The organism is Acidisphaera rubrifaciens HS-AP3 (assembly GCF_000964365.1).
In the GTDB taxonomy this organism is placed as follows: Bacteria; Pseudomonadota; Alphaproteobacteria; order Acetobacterales; family Acetobacteraceae; genus Acidisphaera; species Acidisphaera rubrifaciens.
Map to the genome: position 1 here is coordinate 1 of NZ_BANB01000365.1, position 1,828 is coordinate 1,828.

Genomic DNA, 1,828 nt, shown 5'->3' on the forward strand with positions numbered 1-1,828 from the left:
CCCTCACTCCTCCCCCGCAAGCCAGGTTTCGCAGCACCGTTTCGCCAGCGCCCGTACCCGGCCGATATAGCTTGCCCGCTCCGCGACGCTGATCACGCCGCGCGCGTCAAGCAGGTTGAACAGATGACTTGCCTTGATGCATTGATCGTACGCTGGCAGCGCGAGGCCGCGATCGAGCACCGCGTTGCATTCCGTCTCGGCGTCGGCGAAGTGGCGGGCCAGCATCGCCGTGTCGGCATGTTCGAAGTTCCACGCGCTGTATTCGCGCTCGGCCCGCAGGAACACGTCGCCATAGGTGATCCGCCCCTCGCCGGCGGCGCCGTTGAAGTCGAGGTCGAACACCCGCTCCACGTTCTGCACGTACATCGCGAGGCGCTCGAGGCCGTAGGTCATCTCGAAGCTCGGATAGGCGACCGGTATGCCGCCCACCTGCTGGAAATAGGTGAACTGCCCCACCTCCATGCCGTTGCACCAGACCTCCCAGCCAAGGCCCCAGGCGCCCAGGGTCGGACTTTCCCAGTCGTCCTCGACGAAGCGGAAATCATGCACCAGCGGATCGAGGCCGATTTCGCGGTAGGACGCGAGCAGCAGCTCCTGCGCGTCGGCCGGCGACGGCTTCATGATGACCTGGTACTGATAGTAGTGCTGCAGCCGGTTCGGATTTTCGCCGTAACGACCATCGCCGGGCCGGCGGCTCGGCTGCACATAGGCCGCGCGCCACGGCTTGCGCCCCAGCGCGCGCAGCGTGGTGGCCGGGTGGAACGTGCCGGCGCCCATCTCGATGTCATAGGGCTGGAGGATGACGCAGCCCTGCGCCGCCCAGAAACGATGCAGCCGGAGCATCAGCTCCTGCATGCTCGCCGCGGGCGCCGCCGGACGGCCGAGGCCCGCGCCGGCGACGGCGTCCGCCGCCACGCCGCGCCCGGCCCCGCCCTCGTGTGCGTCCAGCCTCTCCGCCGGCATTGCAACCGTCCCGTGTCCAGGTCAAAGAACCCGCCGCACATAAAGCACCGGCTCCGGCCGCTCGCAAGGACGTGCCGGCGGCCGGCCGGCATGCACCTTGCGGACACCGCCGCCGCCCGCCGCCCGTTCCGCCGCACCCAACCGGGGAAGACCGATGACCGACGCCGAGACGATCGTCCGTGCCTATTACGCCGCCTTCAACGCCGGGGACATGACCGCCTTTTTCGATCTGCTCACGCCCGACATCATCCACGACATCAGCCAGGGCGGCCGGCAGAGCGGCCTCGCGTCGTTCCGGGCGTTCATGGACCACATGAACCGCTGCTATGCCGAACGGATCGAGGATCTCGTCGTCATGACCGCCTCCGACGGCACCCGCGCGGCGGCGGAGTTCACCGTCCACGGCCGCTATCTCGCCACCGACCCGGACGTCCCGCCCGGCACGGCGCCCGCGCGCGGCCAAAGCTATGTCCTGCCGGCCGGGGCGTTCTTCACCCTGCGCGCGGGCCGGATCGCCCGGGTATCGAACCACTACAACCTGGGCGACTGGGTGCGTCAGGTCGCCCTCTGACCGGCCGCCGGCGTTGACCCGCGCGGCCGCCGCAACGATCTCGATCCCGACGCAAGGGGGACCAGCCGCATGACGACCCATATCGACGGGCTCGATGACGCGGAGATACGCACCATCCTCGCCCGCACCCGCCGCATCGCGCTGGTCGGCGCCTCGGCGCGGCCGGACCGGCCCTCGAACGAGGTGCTGCGTTACCTGCTCGATCACGGCTACGACGTGACCCCGGTCAATCCCGGCCTCGCCGGGCAGGTTCTGCACGGCCGCCGGGTCGTGGCCGGCCTGGCCGAAGCCGCG

The 1,828-nt window shown here is 69.7% G+C and carries 3 protein-coding genes; 2 read left to right on the forward strand and 1 reads right to left on the reverse strand.

Annotated features, from left to right (window positions below):
* Positions 1–3: 3 nt before the first annotated feature.
* Positions 4–855, reverse strand: coding sequence for a glycine--tRNA ligase subunit alpha (locus B8460_RS11190; protein WP_048861681.1), 852 nt, complete (start codon positions 853–855; stop codon positions 4–6).
* Positions 856–1,117: 262 nt separating this feature from the next.
* Between B8460_RS11190 and B8460_RS11195 the strand changes: the two genes are divergently transcribed.
* Together B8460_RS11195 and B8460_RS11200 are read left to right on the forward strand one after the other, a co-directional pair.
* The gene (locus tag B8460_RS11195; RefSeq protein ID WP_048861679.1) at positions 1,118–1,534 is read left to right on the forward strand and encodes a ketosteroid isomerase-related protein; all 417 of its coding nucleotides are present in this window, start codon (positions 1,118–1,120) and stop codon (positions 1,532–1,534) included.
* 69 nt (positions 1,535–1,603) lie between these two features.
* The coding region (locus B8460_RS11200; RefSeq protein ID WP_048861680.1) for a CoA-binding protein at positions 1,604–1,828 on the forward strand (225 nt) is incomplete at its 3' end.